The following is a 23,559-nucleotide window of genomic DNA, read 5'->3' as shown; positions in this document are numbered from 1 at the left end:
GCCGGTTGCAGCGAGTGCTCGATTTGCCGGAGTCGGTGCGGCGGGAGCGGCTCGGTAACCTCGCCGGGATCGCGGAGGTGGCCGAGTTGGCGGGCCGGATGGAACTGCATCTGGAAGCGATGCCGGGATTCGATCCGGACGGTGAGCGTAAACGGGACGTCGACGTTGCGAAACGCATGGTACGGCAGGGAGCCTGGACCGCAGAGGATCTGCAGTGGGTCAAGGACGGGTTGCCTGGGATGCGGGCGGTCGAGAAGGAATGGCGTGGCCTGGCGAGCTTGTCGAGTCGTGCTGCTGCGGAGCGGGAACTGCTTTGGTCGAGCTATGAGGCCAATGTGGGGTTGGAGGAATTGTCTGGCCCGGAACGGAAAATCTTGTTGGACGGCGCATCCATAACATTGGGGAAGCCATTTAATGGCTCGCCGCAAGCTGTAAGCGTGCTGGCCTATCACATGATGCGTGGAGACGGGGACGGTGAGATCGCGCAGGAACGGAACAGACTGGCCCGTATGTTGGTGGCCTTGACGGCGGTGAGTGCGGGCGCCGGGCCCGGGCCGGGGACGGGCCGGGGTGCGGGGTCCGAATCGGTCGGTGATGCGGGCGGGGTGCCCGCACTGGGTGGGGATGTGCGGCCGGAGTTCACTGGGGATGTGTCGGGTGATCCGGCGACCGCTGCGCGGTCGGAGTCCACCGAGGATGTGGTGGGTTCCACCGGGAGCGATGGTGGTGGGGGTGCGGGAACGTTCGGGCGCGGGAGTCCGGACTCCGAGCAGCGGTTCAAATCGTGGCTGACTGAGATCGCTTTTCTCGGTGAGAATGGTCTCCGTCGGGTGTTCGGCGGTGACGGTGGTGAGGTACCGGCTGGTCAGGTCGACGGCCCGGGGGCTTCTGCGTGGGATGCCGAGCCGAGCGCTGGCACTCCCACTGGCGATGCGCATGTGGCGGGTGCCGCGATCGATGACGCGGTGAGCGACGAATTCGATACCTTCATGGAGAAGGAACAGCCAGGGTTGCTGGATCGGCTTAAGCGCGTGGGCGGAAAGGAGATGCCGTCCGGGAGCTCTATGCGCTCCACGGGGTCTGTTGTGGACGGCGATGCTGTCTCCACTGGTGAGGACGGTGCGCTTCGTCGTCAGGCTCGGCCTGGTGTGGGGAGGAACCAGGATAACTCCACTGATGGTGGTGCCCGGTCGATCGGGGGTTCGCCCGGCTCGGATTCTGGTAGCAGCCGCCCGGTGGATCGAATCGATCGAACCCAGACCAATCTGACCAATCTGACCGGACTGTCCGATGGAACGGATCGGATCGAACGGCCAAGCGATTCCTCCAACGACGGCAAACCGCCAAACCAACCGACAGACGGCGGGTCCGGACCAGCACAGCTGTCCGATGTGGAGCCCGTCCCCTTCGGTGAGTTGAAGCCTCTGGTGGAGGGGGGTCTGAGCCGCGTGGCGGCGACGCGGAGTACGGGCAGGGTGGGTCGAGGGGGTCGCTGCCGGATGTGGTGGATGGCCGGCGTGTGGTGTTGGGCGCGGAGGATTTGGCGGGGGTTTCAGGGGAGGGGCGGGCGGCGCTGGAGGCTTTCGTGGAAGCGACGGGAGTGGCCGCGCGGCCGAGGCTGGCTGGGGTGGATGGTCACGCCGAGGTTGATGGTCACCATGTCCTGGCGTTCCTGCGGATGCTGGACTTTTGGGGTGTTGTGGACCGTGCGGTGGTGGTGAAGAAGCGGACGACGACGTGGAGAGCCCGCAAGTTGTTGTCGGATGTGGACGGTCGGGAGTTGGTGGAGGAGGGCGTCGACGTCTGGTATGTGCTGGGCGAGAACGCGCCAGGGCTAAGGCGGGATGGCGCCAACCGGCCGGAGGACTTGTGGGCCCCGCTGACCCAGGGGGCGCCGGAGGTGTTGGAGGGGGTGCCGCGGCGTCTGGATCCGAACGGGGAATTGCCGCGGGGTACCTGGTTGGACAACATCGGGGAGTCGGTGGAGTTCTTCGTGCATGTGGTGGATCCGGCTGGTGTCAGGGTGGAGTACGGGCTGGCGGATCAGGGGTTGTTGCGTCGTGGCCGTGAGGTCGAATGGGAGGGGTTGTTCGCGGCCCTGAACGATAAGGGGCCGGCGGGGTTGATGAGTATGGTCAACCCGGGGGTGTACCGGGACCTGTATCTGGCTCAGGCGTTGGGGGTGGATGAGACCACGGCGTGGGTGTGGCGGATGTGGTCGCACCTGCCCGAAGGGTGGCATGCGGAGGCGTTGCGCCGGGCGATCATCGGGTCGGTGGTCAGCACCTATGGCGGGCGGGAGGAGGTCAAGACACTGGTCGAAGACCTGCTGCCGGACGGTCAGCGGACCAAGGAGCGGTTGCAGGTTCTGGGGCAGTTCATGGTGCGCCTGGCCGATAGCCGCCGTCGGCTGGAGAACTGGGACGAGGAAGCCCCACCCGCGGCCCAGTACCGCGCCGAACTGCGGGAAGAGGTGGCCGGGCTCGGTCGCCTGGACCAGGTGGTGCTCGCCGCGAGCGAGCCCGACAGCCAGGTGAAACGCGACCCGGGCGGTCCGGCACGGCAGCGTGCCGGTGAGCCAGGCAGGCGGCCCAGTCCGCGGGAGCTGAACGTGCTGCACGAGCTGGCGCAAACCCTGGACGGTGATGAGCTTGGCTACCTCAAGCGCTTCCTCGGCGACTTCTGGGACATTGCCCATGCGGTCGGCGTTTCTGCGGGAGACGTGCAAGAGTGGCGTCGTGGCCGTCCCAGCGATCGTGCGGTGATGCGCGGGATCGTGCTGGACACGATTCTCGCGGCGTTCGGCGGGCCGGAAGGCACGGTCGCGGTGGAGGACCGATTGCGGGAGCTGACCCGCCTGAGGCGCGTGCGGTTGTTCGCGCACGGGCAGCCGGAGAGGGCAGCTGCCGCCGCGGACAAGGTTTTCGGTTTGCCGACCACACAGGGTTGGGATTGGACTCTTCCCGGGGTGGTGGACTACGTCGCCGGAGCTGCTGTTCCCGCCGACGCCCCGGATGAGGAAGTGGTGCGCCACCTCGGCGCAGCCCGAGCGGCCAAGGTGACCGGAGTTGACGATTCCACGTTGCAGGCGTGGCTGGACGGCAGTAGCCAGCCCCTCCCGTTCCAACAGCGGCTGATGCGCGAGGCTGCCCGGCTTCCGGGTTCGGAGCTGGTGCGCTACCTCGGCCCGGGCCGGGCACTCGAGGTGACTGACAGCGGCGTGGTGTCCGAGCCCGTTGTATGGGGGTGGCTGACGGACGTCGGCGAGCCCTTCGCGGGGCTAGCTGGGAAGCTGCACCAGGGTGTTCTGGGGGCTATCACCGACGGGGTCATGCAGTGGCCGCAGCCGTTGAGGCGGGTGGTGTGGAGCGAGAGCGGGATTCGGGAGGCTGAGCGTCGTCTCGTGTGGGCTGATGCCACGAAGGGGGACGAGTTCCCGTCCGGTGCCCTGGAACAGTGGGAGGAGGTGAGCGCCTCAGTTGAGTCTCTGCGGCCCGAATATCGGAAGGTCATCGATAGATTCGGGAGGCCGTTGAGGGCTTCGGTCAATTACATCGTTGTTCAGGTGCTGCTGGGCAATGAGGTCGCGAGGGCCATGGTGGAGGGCTCGGGCATTGTGATTCCCGACCCGGACAGCCCTGATGCGGCGGCTACGGGGTTGCTGGAGCAGATCGCCGATCATGTTCGCGCGGCGAAGGGTTTGCTGCATTCTGGTGTGTTGCGGCGGGTGGTGGGAGGTGCGGCGAGTGCGGAGTTCCAGGAGGCCACGGGGGGTGTTGTCCCGCAGCTTCGGCTGACCGGTGGCCGTGATGCGATGCGGGGGTTCATGAAGCACCCGGCGAACTCGGGGCCCGATGTTCATTTCCTTGTGTTGAGGGTGCCGCTGGCGGGTTCGCAGGATGCACCGTCGGCGACCCCGCAGGATGTTCCGCGGGCGGTGTATGTGAAGGGTGACGACGCGACTGCGTTCCTGGCTTCTGGTGATTTCTTTGAAGACGAGTCGGCGCATTATTTCGTGGACGCGGTCCAGGGTGATGACAGAAAGATCGATCCCGAGTCGTTGTCGTCGAAGGTGGTGGCGCGCGCGGGCGGTGCCTTGGCTTGGTGGGCTGAGCATGGCGGATGGGGTGGCCCGGAGCTGGTGGCGTGGCTGGATGGCCGGTTGCCGCGGGTGGCGGGGTCGCTTGATGCGCTGGAGTCCGAGTCCGTGCGGCTGGACCGTAATCTGGCTGGGATTGCGGGGCTGGCGGGGATTGCGGAGCTGGCCAAGTTGGCGGGCTGGATGGAACAGCATTTGACGGTGATGCGGCCGGGATTCGATCCGGGCGGTGAGCACGCATCCAACCTCGAAGCTGCGAAACGCATGCTCCGGAAGGGAGCCTGGACCTCAACGGATCTGCAGACGGTCGCGGATAGTTTGCCTGGGCTGCGGGAGGCCGAGAAGACCTGGAAAGACCTGGCGTCCCGGGCAAGAGAAGCGACCGGCGAGCGGAAGCGACGCACCTCCGCTGATCCGGCTGACCCTGCTGATTCCGCTCGTGGTGGGAAACGCCGTCGTCTGGCCTGGCCTGGTGTGGTGCCGGGCGAGGTCGCTTCCGTTGGCGGCGAACGTGGTGGTGCGGGCCCGGAAGCGGCGGATCCTGGCGGTTTCGGCGGTCCCACACCCGGCCGCATCGCGTCCAGTCTTACGGGGCAGCCGGGTCCGGGTCCGGATGCGATCGAACCGGCGCCCCCGTTGCAGCCGGTGTTGGTTCCGGCCGCCTCTGGTGGCACGACGGTGGCCGGGGGTGAGGCATCGGCTACCGGGACGGGGTCTGCCCAGGCGAGGTCGGAGGCTGCTGGGGAGGAACGGCCCGCGTCGACCACACCGGGTGCCGGGGCGGGCACGGTGCGGGATACCAGTGGGATACCGGTGGGGCAGTGGACGCAGGAGGATCTGGTCCGCGCGATCGCCGAGGCGAAGGAGCTGGACCTGTCCAGCGACGAAAAGGAGAAGGCCGGGCAGATTGTGTGGATCGCGCATGACGTCGCGGCGTTGGCTCGCGGGGATGTTGTGCCGCTGGAGGATGTGGTGGCGCTGGTCGCGGCCAGGTACCACGACCTTGGCCGGGAGCACTGGGCCGAGGTGGTGGAGTTTTCCCGGGCACTGGCGGACTGGCTGCGTACGCGGGGCAGCGGGCTGAAAATCCAGGCCGGTGCGGGACCAGTACGGCTGTCCGAGGATTTCGGCGGGGTGCCCTTCGGTGAGTCGATGCCGTTGCGGGATCCGGTGGATGGGACGGGTGCGGATTTGCGGACGCAGCGGGAGGAGCCGCACCAGAGTATCGCGGCGGTGCAGGAGGAGTTGGACAAGAAGGAGCGGAATAAAAAGGCAGTAGATCGTGACAGGGAGAGGCGGCATCGTGTCAAACAAGAGCAGGCCGATCGGCGTGAGCGGATTGCGGCAGAGGAGGCGAAGCTGGCGAAGCTGAAGGCTCAGAAGACGGCGTTGGAGGCGTCGTTGGAGGCGTCGTTAGAGGGGCAGAATGCGTTCGATCCGGTCCGGGATGCGATGTCGGCGGGGCGGGCGTTGGATCCGGTTCAGCATCCGGATTTGAGGTCGCTGCAGGAGAGTATCGACACGGTGCAGAAGGAGGTGGACACGCTTAAGAACCTTGAGGAGATCGAGAACGAAAAGGCGGACAGGGCGCGGGAAAAGGCCAGGAACCGGGCGGCCGCAGGGCGGAAGGCGCGGGCTGAGCAGCTTGCACAGTTGAAGGATTCACTGGCGAAGACTGTGGCTGCGCGGGCAAAGTTGAACGAGGTGCCGAGGCATGAGTGGAATGAGGCTCAGGAAAAGGAGGGGAAGGAGCTGGAGCGGGCTAAAACGGATGCGGAGGAGGCTTTGAACAAGTTTGCGGCTGCCAATAAGAGGGGCGACCGGCACAGGGATTACGCGCGTGAGCGGGACAAGGCGCGGGATAGGCTCAAGAACTGGAGGGCCCGCAAGGCCAGGGAGCGGGAGGAGCGGCTTGAGCGGATTGCGGCAAGGCGGGCGGGGCTGGCGGGGCTGGAGGCTCAGAAGGCGGAGTTGGAGAAGTCGTTGCCGGGGCGGGCGTTCGATCCGGTCCGGGATGAGATGTCGGCGGGGCGGGCGTTGGATCCGGTTCAGCACCCGGATTTGAGGTCGCTGCAGGAGCGTATCGACACGGTGCAGAAGGAGGTGGACACGGTTAACGAGTTTGCGGCGGACGATGAGGAGAGGCGCAACCGCGAGAGGGAGCGCGGCAGCGACCGTCGGTCTAGGAAGAGGGAGAGAGAGGAAGAGGAGAGGCGGGTTGCGGCGTTGTCTCGTGTGAGGTCGGCTGATGCTGCGGCGCATCTGCGGGTACTGAGCGAGCAGGCTGACGGGTACTTAAAGGCGCTGCCGTGGACTGACGAGGAAAAGCGCAGGTCGTTGTGGGCGGAGGCGGAGAGGGCGTTGGGGGCGCCTCTTAATGGGGTGCCGGCGTTTGTGAGCGTGATGGCCCATAGCTTGCACATGATGGACGTTGGCTTGTCTCCGGATGAACCCGCGGAGCGTGTTGAGCGTGCGGAGCGTGTTGAGGAGGTGCGGGGAACGCTGGGCGATTTTTGGAGGGCGGGGGCGCATATCAGTGCGGGCGCGGGTCCGGAGCCGGTTGGGGGCTTGCTGCCAGAGTCCGCTGAGGATGTGCGTGATGCGGGGACCGATGACGCCGGGGGCGGTCTCGGCAAGAAGGCACGGGAGGCGCTGCTGGCCCGGCTTAGTCTCTTGCGGGGAGGCTCGCCGTCGGGGGGAACGTTGCCCGTCGAGGGGACTGGTGGGGGCGGTGGTGCTTTCGGGGTTGCGCTGCGTGAGTTGAAGGGGGCTGACCCGGGCAGCCGGGCCGAGGCGTATGCGTACGCGGACAGTATTTTGGGCGAGCTGTCTGGGGCGAGTCTGAAGGCTCGGGTGCTGATGGCGCATCAGTACCTGACGTCCCCGGATGGTGAAACTGCCGCGGAGCGACTGCGTGTAGAGCGGAAGCGCCAGATGATCGGGCTGGCGCATATCAGTGCGGGCGCGGGTCCGCAGCCGGGTCCGGGGCCGGGTCGGGGTCCGGGGGGGCAGGCAGCGGGACAGTTCGGGGAGTCTTCTGCGGCGGGTGGGGGTTCGGGCCAAAGGCGCGGGCCTTCACAGCCACATGCTGCGGTGCCGGTGAATGAGGGCGCGGGTGTTGCCGGGCACCAGACGGAGCGGGAGCAGCGGGCTAAGCGGATTGAGGAAGGGCTGGCGGAGCTGGCGGAGCTGGCGGCTCAGAAGGCGGAGTTCCCGGGGCAGAAGTTCGATCCGATCCGAGAGGCGATGTTGGAGGGGCGGGCGTTGGATCCGGTTCAGCACCGGGAGTTGGAGGCCCTGCAGGAGCGTATCGAGACGGTGCAGGCGGAGGTGGACACGCTTATTACGGTGCAGGACTGGTATGAGCGATACACGCGGGCCGAGAAGCGGTTACGTGAGTGGGCCGAGATCGTGGGTTTTGATGTTGTGAACCGGTTTTTGACTGATGCGGACGGGATTTTGGGGCCGCTGAAGGCGTCCGGGCGGTTCCGGGTTGTGATGGCGCACTGGTTGGGTGAGCATCGGAATGACGCGCGCGGTGCTCAGGCGGTGCGGGTGGAAATGGCCGGTTATCTGGGCGGTGACTCTGGCATTGGCATGGAGGTGAGTGGTTTGCCTCGCGACGCGTTCGAGGAGGCGAGAGCACAAGAGCAGGAAGCTCGTGCCGGGAACCAGGCGGAGGCTGTGGCCCCGATGGTGCGCGGGGACGCTTATGAAGCAGCGCTGGACGTTATTTCTCGGATTAGCTCGGTACAGCAAGAATTCTCGGACGCCGGTCACGAGTTGGCCAGCGTAAAAAATAAAGATGACGTGGGCCGTTTGTATGATGCCGCGGACGAGGTCTTGGGTCCTCTCGCGGAGTCGAAGCCGTTCCAGGATGTGATGGCACACCTGTTGCTGAAGAAGCTGGAGAACCTGGGGGATAAACCGCAGGAGCAGCAGCAGTTGATGACGAACCCCCAGGCTGATCAGCAGGTGCAGGAGTTGCGGTGGAGACTGGTCAAATACCTGGCTGGTGACACAAGTGCCGGTGAGAATCCGAAAAATGCCGAAAAATTGCTTTCCGCCACGGTGACTCCGGCGCCTGGAATCGGCGTGACTCAGTCTACAGCGATCCAGATGGATTACCGGCACGTGGCGGTGGGCACGGCACTGAGTGGCTTCAAGGGCAGTGAAATCAGAGAGTTGCTGCGAAACGAGGCACTTAAGGCCGCGCTTGGCAAGTATTACGACGCTATCGAGTTGGGGGTGCTTTACAACAGATCCCGGGCATGGGGTGAAAAAGTTCTTGGTGATGCCCGGGAGCGGCTGATCTCCGATTTGAAAAATTCGGTGGAGTCTCTGCAGAAGGTTTTGGAGGGCGAGGCAGACACTAACCTGCGGGAAGAATATGAAGCCAAGATCAAAAGCTGGTTGGATCTAAAAGGGGCGCATCGCAGAACGATCCGTCGTAGGACAGCGGAAGTTGCCGCTGCTGTTGAGTCGCTGGGCCGAAAGCCGTCCAAGCGGGCCGCAGAGCAGTTGCCTGAGCGAGGCAAGATCGCGGGTCAAGATGGCGGGGTCGATGGTGTTGCAGAGTGGCACGCTCGAGGAAGCGAAATAAGGCAAGAATTCGCGGAGGCCGGTCAAGCGTTGGCCAGCGAACAAGATCAAGCTCGCGTGAAGGATTTGTACGCTGCCGCGGGCGAGGTCCTGGGGCCTCTCGCGGAGTCGAAGCCGTTCAAGGATGTGATGGCACACGCGTTGCTGAAGAAGCTGGAGAACCTGGGGGATAAACCGCAGGAGCAGCAGCAGTTGATGACGAACCCCCAGGCTGATCAGCAGGTGCAGGAGTTGCGGTGGAGACTGGTCTGTTACCTGGCTGGTGACCTGAGTGGCCGTCCGGAACCGAGCACTGCCGACAACTCGCGTCCCGCTGCGGCCACCCGGGCGCCTAAAAAAAATCGACCTGAAGCACTGAGGATTTATCAGCGGAACATAGCGGTCGGCAAGGCGCTTAGTGGTTTGCGGGACGATACTGCTGTCAACGAAATGCTGCAGGCCGACGCAATTGCGGAGGCACGTCGCAGGGGGTACACCGGTGAGGGTTTGGCAAAACGGTTCAACAGAGCCCCAAATTGGGGTTCCAAAGTCCTTGCGGACATCAAGAAGTCGCTGATCTCCGAATTGAATTCTGCGGTGGAGTCTCTGCGGCAGATTTTGATCGAGGAGGAAAGTCCTGACCTGTCGGACAAATATCACGCCAAAATCGAAAAGTGGTCGAATCTAGATCGGGCGCATGCCAGTACGATCCGTAGTCGGGTAACGGAAGTAGAGGAAGCTGTCGCTGCTCTTCGCGAGTTGGGGGAGCAACGTCAAAGGGAGCGCAGGGCCACCCGGATGCTGGTGCTCTGGAAAGAGCAGTCCAAGCAGGCCGCGGACCAGTTGGCTGGGTGGGACAAGATCGCGGGTGAAGGCGCTGCGGACCGGTTGTTGCATGATGCGAAGAGTATTTTGGGGCCGCTGAGGGTGTCGAAGTCGTTCCGGGATGTGATGGCACACGAGTTGATGAAACCGCCGGCTGATCAGCAGGTGCAGAAGTTGCGGGAGAAACTGGTCCGTTACCTGGCTGGTGACCTGATTGGCGGTTCGAAACCGAGCGATCGATCTGAAGCAATGAAGATTTATAAGCGGCGCGTGGCGTCCGGCGAGGAGCTTAGTGGTTTGGGGGCCGATGCTGTCGAGGACGTGCTGCGGAAGGAGGCATTTAATGCGGCGCTTCTCCGGGAATACGGCCCCGAAGATTTGGGAGAATTGTTCAACAGAGCCAAGAATTGGGGTGCCAGTGTTCTTGTGGAAGTCAAGAAGGAACTGTCCTCCAATTTGGAAAATTCGGTGAAGTCTCTGCGACACATTTTGGCGGAGGCGGAGGCGGAGGCGGAGGCGGCGGAGGCGGAGGCGGGGGCGGAGGCGGCGGAGAGAATCACTAAACTACGGAATGCTTATCGCGCCAAGATTGAGGAATGGGAGAATAATATAGATAAGGTGGCAACCAAGACAGTCTTCCGTCGGTCATCGGAAGCTGCCGCTGCTGTTCAGGAGTTGCGGGGAGGGTACCGAAATTACGCGGTGCAGAAATTGCGGTGGATTTACGAGACAACGAGAGGCGGGTTCGCGCAACTGCAAGATCGGTACGGTCAAGATGTTGAGGTCCGCGACTTCTACCAGATTTTCAGGGGATTGCAGGGTGATCTTCAATTGCGGGATGCGGTCGCGCATCGGCTGGTGACAAATGGCCGTCAGTTAAAGGATGCGGAGGAGTTTCTGCAGCGACTGCGTGGTCTGAGGCTCGCGGCATCGGCCGTGAGTGCGGGCGCGGGTCCGGAGCCGGATAAGAGGGGCCTGGTGCCGGAGTCCGAGTTTTCCCAGGCGTTGGCGGGCGAGCTGGGTACGCAGGGCAGCGGGCTGAGCGTCCAGGCCGGAGCGGGACCGGAGGATCAGGCAGCGGGGCCATCAGGGGAGTCTTCAATACGTGAGTTGGCGTTGCGAGACTGGAACGAGCGGGTTGAGCGGGCCGAGGCGCAGGTGAATGAGTGGCGCGAGTCCAAGATTCGTTTCGCGCGCCAGTTGTTGAGTGATACGGACGTGATTTTGGGGCCGCTGAGGGTGTTGGAGCGGTTCCGGAATGTGATGGCGCACTGGTTGGGCGAGCATCCGGATGACGGGCACGGTGCTCAGGCGTTGCGTGTGGAACTGGCCGGCTATCTGGCCGATGACGATCGTGACCCTGAAATCGGCGTGGCGGTGAGTGGTTTGAGTCGCGACGAGATCCAGAAGGTGAGAGCGGAAGAGGAGCGTTGGCAGGCGGATCGTGCTCGGGATCAGGCGGAGGTTGCGGCCGTAAGCTTGATAAAGCAGGAATTCGCGGAGGCCGGTCAAGCGTTGGCCGGTCAAGCGTTGGTCAGCGAACAAGATCGAGCTCGCGTGAAGGATTTGTACGCTGCCGCGGGCGAGGTCTTGGGGCCTCTCGCGGAGTCGAAGCCGTTCAAGGATGTGATGGCACACGCGTTGCTGAAGAAGCTGGAGAACCTGGGGGATAAACCGCAGGAGCAGCAGCAGTTGATGACGAACCCCCTGGCTGATCAGCAGGTGCAGGAGTTGCGGTGGAAACTGATCTGTTACCTGGCTGGTGACCTGAGTGGCCGTCCGGAACCGAGCACTGCCGACACCACGGTGACCTCAAGGCCTAGAGCCGATCGAGCTGACGGACGGCATCATCAGCGGCGCCTGTGGGTTGGCGCGGAGCTTAGTGGTTTGTGGGGCCCGGATGCTGTCAGCAAGGTGCTGCGGGAGGAGGCGATTGCGGAGGCGCTTCGCACGGAATACGCCACCGCCGCCGTTTTGGCGGCTCGGTTCGCGAGAGCTGAGGATTGGGGTACCAGAGTTTTTAGGGAGGTCCGGAAGCAGCTGGCCTCCGATTTGAAGGCTACGGTGGACTCGCTGCAGCAGATTTTGGCGAAGCTGGAGAACACTGACCTGCAGAGAAAATATGATCCCAAGATCGAGGAGTGGTTGAATAACATAGATTCGGCGTATATCAAGTCGGTCCGTAATCGGGCAGCGGAAGCTGCCGCTGCTCTTCAAGAGTTGCAAGATGCGCTCGTGACGCATGGAGGTCAGGAGAATCGGATAGCGGATGCGCAGCAGTTCCTGCAGCGACCGAATCTTCCGAGCCTCGCCGTGAATGAGGGCGCGGGGCCGGAGCCGGGGCCGAGTAGGGACATGCAGCGGGAGTCTGACTATGTGTGGGGAAATGCGGGGACCATCGTCGACGAGACCATCGTCGACGAGATGATCGTTGACGAGACCGTCGTCGGCGAGACGGAACAGCAGCTTGCGGGGCTTCATGGCGAGGATCCGTCGCAGCCGCTCGGCTCCGGTGGATTGAATCAGGCGGCAGGCTCAGGGGAGTCTTCTGCGGTGGCCGAGCTGAGTGCGTGGATCGCTGAGGCGGACGCTGGGCTGAAGAGGATGCGCGATGAGGAGGGGCAATCAGTAGACGATCTGATCGATGGAGTGAAGCCGAGCATGGGAGCTATTGGGGTCCATGACGGAGCCCGGCGTGTGATGGCGCACTACATTATGAGTCATCCGGAGAATCGCGCCGGCATCGAGGAGAGGCATCAAACACTACGTAATCTCGTGGTGCGGGACCCGCAGTTGTATCAAGAACTACGTGAATTGGCGGTGCGGGACTGGGACGAGCGATACAACCGGGCCGAGGCGCAGTTGCGTGAGTGGTTCGGGAGCGCGGATCGTGCGGTCGGGTTGTTGACTGATGCGGACAGGATTTTGGGGCCGTTGAGTAGGTCGGAGCGGTTCCGGTTTGTGATGGCGCACTGGTTGGCCGGGCATCCGAAGGACGCGCGCGGTGCTGAGGCGGTGCGGGGGGAAATGGCCGATTATCTGGCCCGTGACCTTGGTGACCTTGGTGACCTTGGCGTCGTGGTGAGTGGTCTGCCTCACGACGAGATCGAGGCGGTGCGGGGGGAAATGGCCGATTATCTGGCTCGTGATCTTGGTGATCTTGGTGATCTTGGTGATCTTGGTGATCTTGGTGATCTTGGTGTGGTGGTGAGTGGTCTGCCTCACGACGCGATCGAGGCGGTGAGAACGGAAGAGAAGAAAAATCTGATAATGCGGGAATTCGCGGAGGCTCGTCAAGCGTTGGACGATCAAGCTTTGGCCAGCGAACAAGATCGAGCTCGCGTGGCCGGTTTGTACGCTGCCGCGGACGAGGTCTTGGGGCCTCTCGCGGAGTCGATCCCGTTCCGGGATGTGATGGCACGCGAGTTGATGAAACCGCCGGCTGATCAGCAGGTGAAGGAGTTGCGGTGGAAACTGATCTGTTACCTGGCTGGTGACCTGAGTGGCCGTCCGGAACCGAGCACTGCCGACACCACGGTGGCCTCAGAGCCTAGAGCCGATCAAGCTGACGAAGGGCTGAGTAATGGGCGCCTGTGGGTTGGCGCGCAGCTTAGTGGTTTGTGGGACACGGATGCTGTCGCCAGGGTGCTGCGAAACGAGGCGATTGCGGAGGCGCTTCGCACGGAATACACCACCGCCGCCGGTTTGGCAGCTCGGTTCGCGAGATCTAGGGCTTGGATTAGCCACTATGTTCTAAAGGAGGTCCGGAAGCAGCTGGCCTCCGATTTGAAGGCTACGGTGAAGTCGCTGGAGCAGATTTTGGCGGAGCCGGAGATGAACAGTGGCCTGCGGAACAAATATAAAGCCAAGATTAGGATGTGGTTGCTGTATCTAGATTCGGTTCAGATCAAAACGCTCCGTGGTCGGGTATCGGAGGCTGTCGCTGATGTTGAGAAGTTGCAGAGGGGGTACTCAGAATACGCGACACGGGAATTGCAGGCGATTCACGCTATAGCGAGCGGCGGGTTCGAGCGACTGCTAGGTCTGTACGATTCAGATGTTGTGGTCAGCGTGTTCCGTCGGTACTTCAGTGAAATATGGGATGATACTGAATTGCGGGATGCGGTCGCGCATCGGCTGCTGACGAATGGAGGTCAGTCAGACGATGCGCGGGAGTTTCTGCGGCGACTGCAGCGTCTGAGGCGCGCGGAATCGGCCGTGAGGGCGGGTTCGGGGCCGGAGACGGCATCGGTGGCCGGCGCAGGCGAGCCGGTTACTGGCGGATCCGGGTGGACCCGCCAGAACCGGGACGGGGTGTTCCGTGCGTCGCGGCGGGCGGACGACCGGACGGACACGGGCACCACCAATGGCGGAACCGCCGAGCGGGGCGGGGTAACCGAGCCGGCGGTCAGCCCCGGGGAAGCCGTCGACTATGACGACCTCTGGCGCGGTAGGAAGGAACCCGGGGTCGAGGACCGCGCCTGGCAGCACACCGAGGTGCGGCAGGCGTCGTGGTTCGATCCGCTGCCGAGCCCGCTGAAGCCCGACGCGTGGGAGCACCTGCGGAATACGATTCCCGATGGCTCAGTGGCCTTCGAGGTCAGGGATGTCCGGATGTCCAGCCGGCCCAACAGGTTGGTGACCGGAACGGGCGTTGTCAGCTATGACTGGCGGCGCTTCGAGGTGGCGCCGGGGCGTGGGGTGCAGGAGTTCACGTTCAAGGCGCACCTGAACTCCGGCGAGTTCCTGGCGCCGTTCCGGGAGAGCGCCGAGGGTGAACTGCGGCTTGCCAGGGAAGCAGAGAACGCCGCCGACAATGCCGAGGCGGCTGTCCGGGAACTCGAACAGCAACTGGATTCGTCGCCGGGCAACGCCGCGGTGCTTGACGGTGCGCAGGCCGACGCCGATGCCGCCCGGCGGCGGGCCGACGCACAGTCGGCCAAGGCGCATAAGGCCGGTGTGGAGCTGGATCAGCGGCAGCACGTGATCGACGACCTAAAGCGGCGCGCCGGCGATTGGGTGGATGAGCTGTTCAACCGGGGTTACCGGATGGCCCATTCCGGCGACCAGTTCCACTTCCGGCTTGAGTTTGTTGACGACCCGGCGCAGGCCCATCGGTCGATCGGCCTCCGCACCGACCCGGACGCGGGTACCAACCAGGTCATTTGGAACCCGTACACGCTCGCTTCGACGTTCGCCCACGAGCTCGGGCACTACCTCGGTCTGCCCGATGAGTATTTCGACACGGGGGCTTACACGCTCGGTCGCCGACAGACCGTGGACGGTGTGTCGCTGCGGGAGTACACGGTCCGGACGTACCTGGACACGGACGAGTATCTGAGTCCGCTGCGGGACAAGGTGGGTGCCGGCGAGCGGTGGGCCGCGGAAGCGGAGGCGGACGCGGCACGCGAACCGCACGATGCTGCGTTGCGGGAGGAGGCGCAGCGGTTGCGGGCGAAGGCGGACGAGTCGAAGCGGCGGCTCGCGGATGCCCAGCGGGAGGTCGATGAGCTGAAGGACCGTGCGATCAGCGGGGTCACGGAGTTGTTCCGGCCCGAGCGGATGCACCCGGACGCGGGGTATTTCGTCAAGCTGGAGTTCAGCGACAAACGGGCCGAGTCGCACTTCTTCGTCGACCTCCGGCAGTCTGCCGACGGGGATCTGAGGGGCTGGGGCATTCGGGCCAGCGGGTATGGCCTCGCCACCAAGGTCGGTTCCCACCTGGGGCTCACGCCCGATTTCCTTCAGCGGTTGCGCGGGGGCCAGGTCGGGGACCTCCAGGAGCGTCCGAAGGCCGATGACCGCCGGGCGTTCAACCGGGCCGATCCGCCGATGCCCATCGATACTGCTACCGGCCGACCGTACAGCTCGCAGAACTCCTACATACCCGATGACGGGGTGATGACGAGCAAGCAGGGGGCGTTCCTGCCACGGAGCCTGTGGCGGATCGAGGAAATCGCGATTGCGCAGGGACTGCGTCCGGATGTGCTGGTGCCGGGCCCGCAGCGTCGGGCGCGGACGTTGGATCACCTGCTGTCGCGGGAGCCCGTCGAGGAGAGTGCCGTGCTGCGTGAGCTGGGCGAGCTGCGCGGGGATCCGGCCGCCGTCCAGGAGGTGCGGGACGCGTTCCTGGCGAATACGAGGAACACACTGGACGCGGTTCTACGCATGGTGCTCGGCGAGGACGGTCACAAACGCGCCATGCAGCACCTGGTGTCGCGGGACTCGGACGCTCCGGCAGCCTCGGCGGTCGACGCGGAGAACTACCGGGTAGCCAGGTCCTCGGGCGACCGAGCAGACGTGCGGGAAGCCGATCGTCCGGAGACCACTGGCGGGGAAACCGCCGAGCGGGGCGGGGAAACCGAGCGGGGATCGGTTCGTCGGAGTGGTCCCGAACCGGGGACCACTCCGGCCGATCCGCAGACGGTGTCTACGGCCCCGACGGAGACTGCTCGCGAGGCTCGGGAGCAGTCTGCATCGTTGTACCGTTCCAGTGGATCACCGGGGTTCGGTGGTCGGAGTGCCGGGGATGATGGGGAGTTCTTGGCTGACGACTCGTCGGAGTCGTCGTCGGAGTCGTCGTCGGATTCGGGCGCGTCGGAGTCTTGGCTTACGGAGGATCGGGCAGCGGGACGATCAGGTGCGGGCGCGGGGCCGGCCCCGGGTAGGGACACGCTGTCGGAGTCCGCTGACGATCCGGGGTCGGAGACCGTTGGGGACACGCTGTCGGAGTCCATGACGCTTGTGCCGGGTGATGTGGCGACCGGTGGCACTGGGAGGGTCTTTGGCGAGGCGACCCCGGCAGAGTCGCCGGGGCGGCTTGATCGCTTGAGCGCAGAGACGGAGTCGGCGGAAGGGACGATGCCCGCCGCGGAGTCTGCTGTGGATGGTGGTGCTGTCTCGGTACAGAGCGACGCGGTTTCACAGGCGACCTCGGGAGGGTGGCAGTTCGATTCGGATGAAACGGATTCGGCGGGCTCAGGTGCGGTGGCTGGGCCCAGCGGTCGTCCGGGGGTTGGCGGGGAAAGTCGCGCGGATAGTGCGACGGGTCCGATTGATGTGGACCGTGCGGAGGAGGCGCGCGGTGTGTTGGAGTATTACGAGGCTATCGCGGGTGGCCGGACTGAGTTGGCCGAAACGATCGGGTTGCATCATCAGGAGCGGGGCTTCCGGCGGTTCAGCCCGCGGTGGGTGACCAATTATGAGCAGCGTTTGGTCAATATCACCCGGCTGATGTTGGACGTGTTCGGCAGGGACCCGGGTGAAGATCCGTCTCCTGCCGAATTGCCGCGGATAGCGGCTTTCTCGGACTTGCGTGACGTTCGTCGGCTGTTCGACGCGGTTCGACGCCGCTACCCGGATGTTGGCGAGAGCGTCACGATCGATCATGTGCGGCAGATGGTGCGGGACTTTAACCCGGCTGACGAACGGCCGGTGTCGGATGCGGACGTGCAGATGCTGGTGGAGCTCGTCGAAATCGCGAGGGATCGTTGGCGTGGGGCCACCTTCGAAAGCTTGCAGAGTGTTTGGCGCGCGCAGACGGCGCCTGTGGAGCTCCCCGGCCTTGTGGTGCTGGGTGCTCTGGAGCCCATTGCCGGCCGGTTGGTGGCCAATCGCGCGTGGCTGGAGGCGAACAACCGGAGGGGCTTGCTGGCTCGTGTCGATGTTTTCCGGGCTAACGTCCGGGAGGAGAGGGGGACGCCTTGGCGGCCGACCGACCGTTCTCGTTTGAACTCGTTGGGTGATCTCCTGATCACCGGTGAATGGCTGATCCAGGAGGAGAGCGCCGATGTGAGCGATCGTGCCGTGGCCGCGCTGGTGGCGTTGGCGGAGGAGCACGGTGGCGGACGCGCTGTGGCCCAAGCGGTTGGCGTGGATTCACGGTATGCGGCACGGGACCGGCAGAACCTGCGCGACACTGTGGATCGGGTGTGGCAGGAGTTGGCCATCGTTGTGCGGTTGGCGATGGACAGAGATGGCGACCGGCCGACTCTGGATCAGGTGCGGCAGGCCGCGGACATTGATCTGCTGTGGCCGCGCCTGCGGGGGTTGCGGGTGCAGGGTGCGGACGACCGGCTCGGTCCGATGCCTGCCGATCTGGACGAAGCGAGGCTGGCCGGGTATCTGCGGTCGGTGGTTGAGTTGTGGGCGGCGGGTCCCGGCCCGGAGGGTCAGGTCGGGGGCGCTGTTGCGCGTCCGGTGACTGACGACGATGTGCGTCATCTGGCCGATCTGATGATGTCGCGGGCACGTGAGGGGGTGGTGACGTGGTCGAGGCTGAAGCGGGCCTGGAGGTTTGAGCGCAGCGCGGTGACTGAACGTGTCGAGAGCGCGGTGGTTGCGTTGCGGCGGGGTGCTGTGGCGCGGATGACGGAGGATTTGGCGTCGTTGCCGAGTTGGTACCGGGGGGATCTGCGGGTACTGGCCGACGGGATAGCGTCGGTTGCCGGTGCGCAGGTCTTCCGGGATATGGAGAGCGGCCTGGTGCTGTTGCGGCCGGCGGATGCGCTGGTGGCGGATCGGCTGGAGCAGCTCGAGGTCCATGCTATGGAGCTGGCCGCGCAGATTCGGGCGGCGCGTGAGGCGGCCGATCTTGTGCCGGTGGGTCCGTTGATGCTGGCCGATGAGTTGGTCCGGCGGTTCGGCCGCGACGAGCTGGGTGTGGCCGGGGATGGTGCGCTGGGCGACGCTGATCGGCGTCGGATCGTTCGTCTTGGCGCGTTGGCGTCGGTGCTTGCCGATGTTCGTAGCGCCGCGGATCTGGACGTGGAGGATGTGCGGCACGCCCGGCAGGTGGCCGGTGCGTTGGAGGACGCTAATGCGGGCTTGAGGGCGACGGGGGTGGGTCCAGAGAACCTGCGGAGTGTTGTTCGTGACTTCCTCGGTTTGCCCGCTGGCGCACGGGTGTCGCATGAGGACATCCGAAGCCTCGCGACCCAACTCGTTGCTGTTGCGCCGGAACCCGGGATGTTGCGGGAGGTGGGTTCGCGGTGGGTGTCGGACCGGATCAATTCGGCGTTGTCCGGGTTGTGGAGTGCGTATGACCGGATTGCCGCGGATCTGGCGGACTTGCCGGGTGACTACCGGCCGGATTTGCGGGCGGCGATGGCGGAGGCCGCGCGTTTCCGGGGACCGGTGAACGTGCGGCGCTGGGCTGTGGAGGACGGGCACCAGGTGCTGCGTCTGGAGGAGTCGCGGTCGGGTCTGGAATCCCTCGCCCGTGATGTGTCGACGGGGGTCCCGGACGCGGATGGTCCATTGAGGACGATGGTTCGGGCCGTCGAGTTGCCGGAGTCGCGCAGCGCGGCGCCCAGGGTGGGGGTGGGCCGCAGCGATGACAGCGGTTCAGATGAGGCCTCTGAGCGGGATGCGGCACCCGGTCTGGATGGTGTTGGGGGTGCTTTCCAGAGCGTGCTGCGGCAGGAGCCCCGTGCGATCCGGGCCGGGTTGTTCCTGCGGTCCGGGCTTTCCGATGATGATCTTCTTCTTGGTGCTGCGCAGCGGATCTCGTATCGACGTGACCGGTTTGTGGTGGTGGCGCGTGGTGATGGACTTGGTGGGGTGTTGGTGGATGGGCGGTCGGTGGATGCGCGCACGCTGGCCGATGTGATCCGGCGGTCACCCAACTGGGATCCTCCGGAGGCTGGGGCGTCGGTGTGGTTGTTCGCGTGTGCGGTGTCGAAGGAAAATGTGACGGAGTTGAAGGCGCTACTGAATTCGCCGGTGCGGCTTGGTGTGGGCGGGTTGACGTGGATCGGGCCAGGCACCGGTGATTCCCTCGCGATGGTGACCACGGCGGTGGTGACGGCGGATGGTGTGATGCGGCCGCAGGAACCGCCGACCGGCCGGGTGCTGGAGCACCTGCCGGGGGTCGATGAACCGGTGGACCTTGGGCCGGATGGATTTGTGCTCGACGCAGAAACACCGCGTGATTTGGAATTGCCGCACCCGGTGCACCTGCGCGCGCCGGTGGACGAACGCGCTGCCGCGCCGGAGGTGCAGGAGATTGAGGACCCGGCGCAGGAGATTGCGGACCCAGAGCGGGGACCCTGGGATTCGTTCCGCGTGGCGCCGCTGTCTGAGGAGTTGGCGGCGAGGCTTGCTCCGCAGTTCGCGGGGGAGGGTGGGGATGGTTGGCAGAGACTGGCGCAGGAGGTCGGGCTGGGGGACGTAACTAATCTGCCGGCTGATGCCCGGCAGTCGCTGGAGAATCTGGCGGAGTTGTACTGGGAGATAGATCCGGATCTGTCCAGCGTTGACGATGCTTTGCTGGGGATGCGGCGGCTCCGGTTGTTGATCGATGCCGGCTTCGGTGACCGTAGTGGAAGTGATGACTTCTACGCCCGGACGCTGAACGATCTTCGGGACCTGGTGGCCGATGTGTCCCGCCCAGTGTCCAACGCTCAGACCGGACAGCAGGAGTTTCGGTCGCCCGAGTCTGTGCGGGTCGACGAGGTTCGTGCCTGGCTCGAGCTGATGGACGTGGACAACGAGACGCCGGATGTGGAAACGTTGCATAGCCTGGCGTGGTTGGCCAACCAGTTTGATGCCGAGTCGTCGACCATTTCGTTGTCATCCCTTACCGACATGGTTGCGCGCTTTGAAGGCCGTGAGTCCGACTCCATTGGGGACGTGCGCGGCTTGGTGCGGTTGGCAGGGAGGGCGAGACGGGTCGTTGATCGGCTGGATTCTGTTCAAGTGGATGCCGGTGGCGATCGGCAGGTCAGTCCGGGGCGGGCTTTGGAGGCGATTTGGAAGGCCGACAAGCCTTGGCGGACGGTGGCGGACAGGCTGGCCGAGCTCACGGAAACCGCGCGTGACGAGCAGACGGCGCAGTGGGCTCGGGGGTTGCTGGGTGAGATCGAGGGTGCCCGGTCCGTGGTATTCACGAATCCGGCGGAGTCGCAGGCGCGGCTGAACGCTGTTGTCCTGCCGTCGTTCGTGACGAGGATTGCTGAGCGGTTTGAGGGCGGCTGGAGCGAGGCTGCCGTGGCGATAGGGCTGGGGGACGTAACTAATCTGCCGGCTGATGCCCGGCAGTCGCTGGAGAATCTGGCGGAGTTGTACTGGGAGATAGATCCGGATCTGTCCAGCGTTGACGATGCTTTGCTGGGGATGCGGCGGCTCCGGTTGTTGATCGATGCCGGCTTCGGTGACCGTAGTGGAAGTGATGACTTCTACGCCCGGACGCTGAACGATCTTCGGGACCTGGTGGCCGATGTGTCCCGCCCAGTGTCCAACGCTCAGACCGGACAGCAGGAGTCTCGGTCGCCCGAGTCTGTGCGGGTCGACGAGATTCGTGCCTGGCTCGAGCTGATGGACATGGCGGACCACGGTGGTGGTTACCGCGCGTTAGTCGGTGAGATCGGCGAGGGCTTGGTGGGCGGCAGGCGGCTGTTCCCGGTCATACGGCTGGCAAAGCAGTTGTACGGCGGGCGGCCGGCGATGCAGACGCTCCGCGGCCTGGCGTGGTTGGCCAGCCATCTTGATCCCGGGTCGTCGAACATTTCGTTGTCGTCTCTTGAAAACGTGGTTGCGCGCTTCGAAGACCGTCGTGAGCGGGCCCACCTCTATTGGTACGTGAATGACTTGGTGCGATTGGCGGGGAGGGCGCCGCGGGTCGTTGAGCGGCTGGATTCTGTTCAAGTGGATGCCGGTGGCGATCGGCAGGTCAGTCCGGGGCGGGCTTTGGAGGCGATTTGGAAGGCCGACAAGCCTTGGCGGACGGTGGCGGACAGGCTGGCCGAGCTCACGGAAACCGCGCGTGACGAGCAGACGGCGCAGTGGGCTCGGGGGTTGCTGGGTGAGATCGAGGATGCCCGGTCCGTGGTATTCACGAATCCGGCGGAGTCGTTGGCGCGGCTGAAAGCCGTTGCCCGGGATGCGTTCATGACGAGGATTGCGGAGTCACTTGGGCCCGGCTGGAAAGAGCTTGCCGCGACGATACTGGACGAGACCGATCTGTTGCTGGCGGGGCTTGCTCAGGCGTTCGCACGGGATGGCAGCGATGGCTGGGAAGAACTGGCGCGGGAGATCGGGCTGGACAGCGACGCGGACGATTTCGAGGCGTCCTTGAGGCACCTGGCGGAGTTGGCTCAGGAGGTCAACCCCAACCTGCGAGTGCATTATGCGCGGGATCAGGTGGAGAAGCTGCGAGAGCTCCGGACGCGGATCGACGCCGGTTTCGCTGACGGCAGAGAGGGTGCTGCCTTCTACCAGCGAACAATTGGCGATCTGTGGAGTCTGTGGGAGGATCTGAAAGGACAGTACGAGACTCCGCCCGAGCATATGCCGGACTTCGGTATTCAACACGTATTCGCGCTGATGGACACGTTGCACGATTTTGGTGGTGCCCGCGCGCTTCGCGACACGATCGGCCCGGAATTGATGGGCGGCAGTCGCCTGTATCGGGTCGTGAATGTGGCCTCGCATTTCCAGGACAAGCCGGACATGAAGACGCTCGACGACCTGGCGTGGTTGGCCAAACAGCTTGATCCTGCGTCGTCGGACATTTCGTACGGAGCCCTCAAAAACTTGGTTGCGCGCCTCGAAGGCCGTGAGTCCGCCTCCTATGCAGACGTGCGTGACTTGGTGCGGTTGGCGGGGAGGGCGCGACGGGTCGTTGATCGGCTGGATTCTGTTCAAGTGGATGCCGGTGGCGATCGGCAGGTCAGTCCCGGGCGGGCTTTGGAGGCGATTTGGAAGGCCGATAAGCCTTGGCGGACGGTGGCGGATAGGCTGGCCGAGCTCACGGAAACCGCGCCTGACGAGCAGACGGCGCAGTGGGCTCGGGGGTTGCTGGGTGAGATCGAGGATGCCCGGTCTGTGGTATTCACGGATCCGGCGGAGTCGCAGGCGCGGCTGAAAGCCGTTGCCCGGGATCCGTTCATGACGAGGATTGCGAAGCCACTTGGGCGCGGCTGGGAAGAGCTTGCCGCGACGATACTGGACGAGACCGATCTGTTGCTGGCGGGGCTTGCTCAGGCGTTCGCACGGGATGGCAGCGATGGCTGGGAAAAACTGGCGCGGGAGATCGGGCTGGACAGCGACGCGGACGGCTTCGAGGCGTCCTTGTGGCATCTGGCGGAGTTGGCGCAGGAGGTCGTCCCCCACCTGCGAGTGCATTGGGTAGGGAATCAGGTGAAGATGCTGCGGGAGCTCCGGACGCGTATCGACGCCGGTCTCGCTGCCGGCAGAGGGGAAGGGGGTGCTGCCTTATACCAGCGAACGATTCGCGATCTGTGGGGTCTGTGGGACGACCTGACGGGACAGCACGAGACTCCGCCCGAGCATGTGCGGGGCGGTATTCGTCGCGTATTCGAGCTGATGGACACGCTGCACGATTTTGGTGGTGCCCGTGCGATTCGCGACAAGATCGGCCCGGAATTGATGGGCGGCAGTCGCCTGTTCCGGGTCGCGGATCTGGCAGAACAGTTGTACGGCAAGACGTCGCCGGGCATGAAGACGCTCGACGACCTGGCGTGGTTGGCCAAACAGCTTGATCCTGCATCGTCGAACATTTCGTACGAGGCCCTCAAAAATTGGTTGCGCGCTTCGAAGGCCGTGAGTCCGCCTCCGATGCAGACGTGCGTGGCGTGGTGCGGTTGGCGGGGAGGGTGCGCACGGTACTTGGTCGGCTCGCCGGCGATCCGGAGCAGGTGTTGGAGGCGCTTTGGAAGCAGGAGAGGGACCAGCGCAACACCGTCATGCGTGGGCGGAAGAGAAAGGCTGAGGAGATCACGCGGGATGTGGAATTGCCGGGTGAGGGGGCGTCTTCGTCTGCGGGTGGGCCCGCTGCCGCGAGCTTGCTGGGGGCTATGACGGCTAACCGTGTCGAGTTTGTAGAACTGATAGAGAGCATGAATCGGTCTTTGGCGGCGTTGCCGGCGGACTACCGTCCGGATGTGCGTGCCAGGGTCGCGGCAGAGACGAGGAGGGCGCGGTCGGGAACCTTGACCCCACAGCAGCTGGAAAGGGTCAGTTCGAGGCTGCCGGCAACGCGGATGGCCGAGCGCGCGTTGTGGAATGCCGCACGCTCGCGGGGGCTGTGCCGG

General features: G+C 64.6%; 1 protein-coding gene. It reads left to right on the top strand.

The window, feature by feature from the left end; all coding sequences use genetic code 11:
- The first annotated feature begins 1,585 nt into the window (after positions 1-1,585).
- The gene (locus FDZ84_RS00170) at positions 1,586-23,326 is read left to right on the top strand and encodes a hypothetical protein (protein WP_168584071.1); all 21,741 of its coding nucleotides are present in this window, start codon (positions 1,586-1,588) and stop codon (positions 23,324-23,326) included.
- Positions 23,327-23,559 lie beyond the last annotated feature (233 nt).

It is taken from the genome of Saccharopolyspora sp. ASAGF58 (assembly GCF_012277335.1).
GTDB lineage: Bacteria > Actinomycetota > Actinomycetes > Mycobacteriales > Pseudonocardiaceae > Saccharopolyspora > Saccharopolyspora hattusasensis.
Note: the sequence above shows the minus strand (reverse complement) of the source record. Positions and strands in the feature narration are given on the sequence as shown.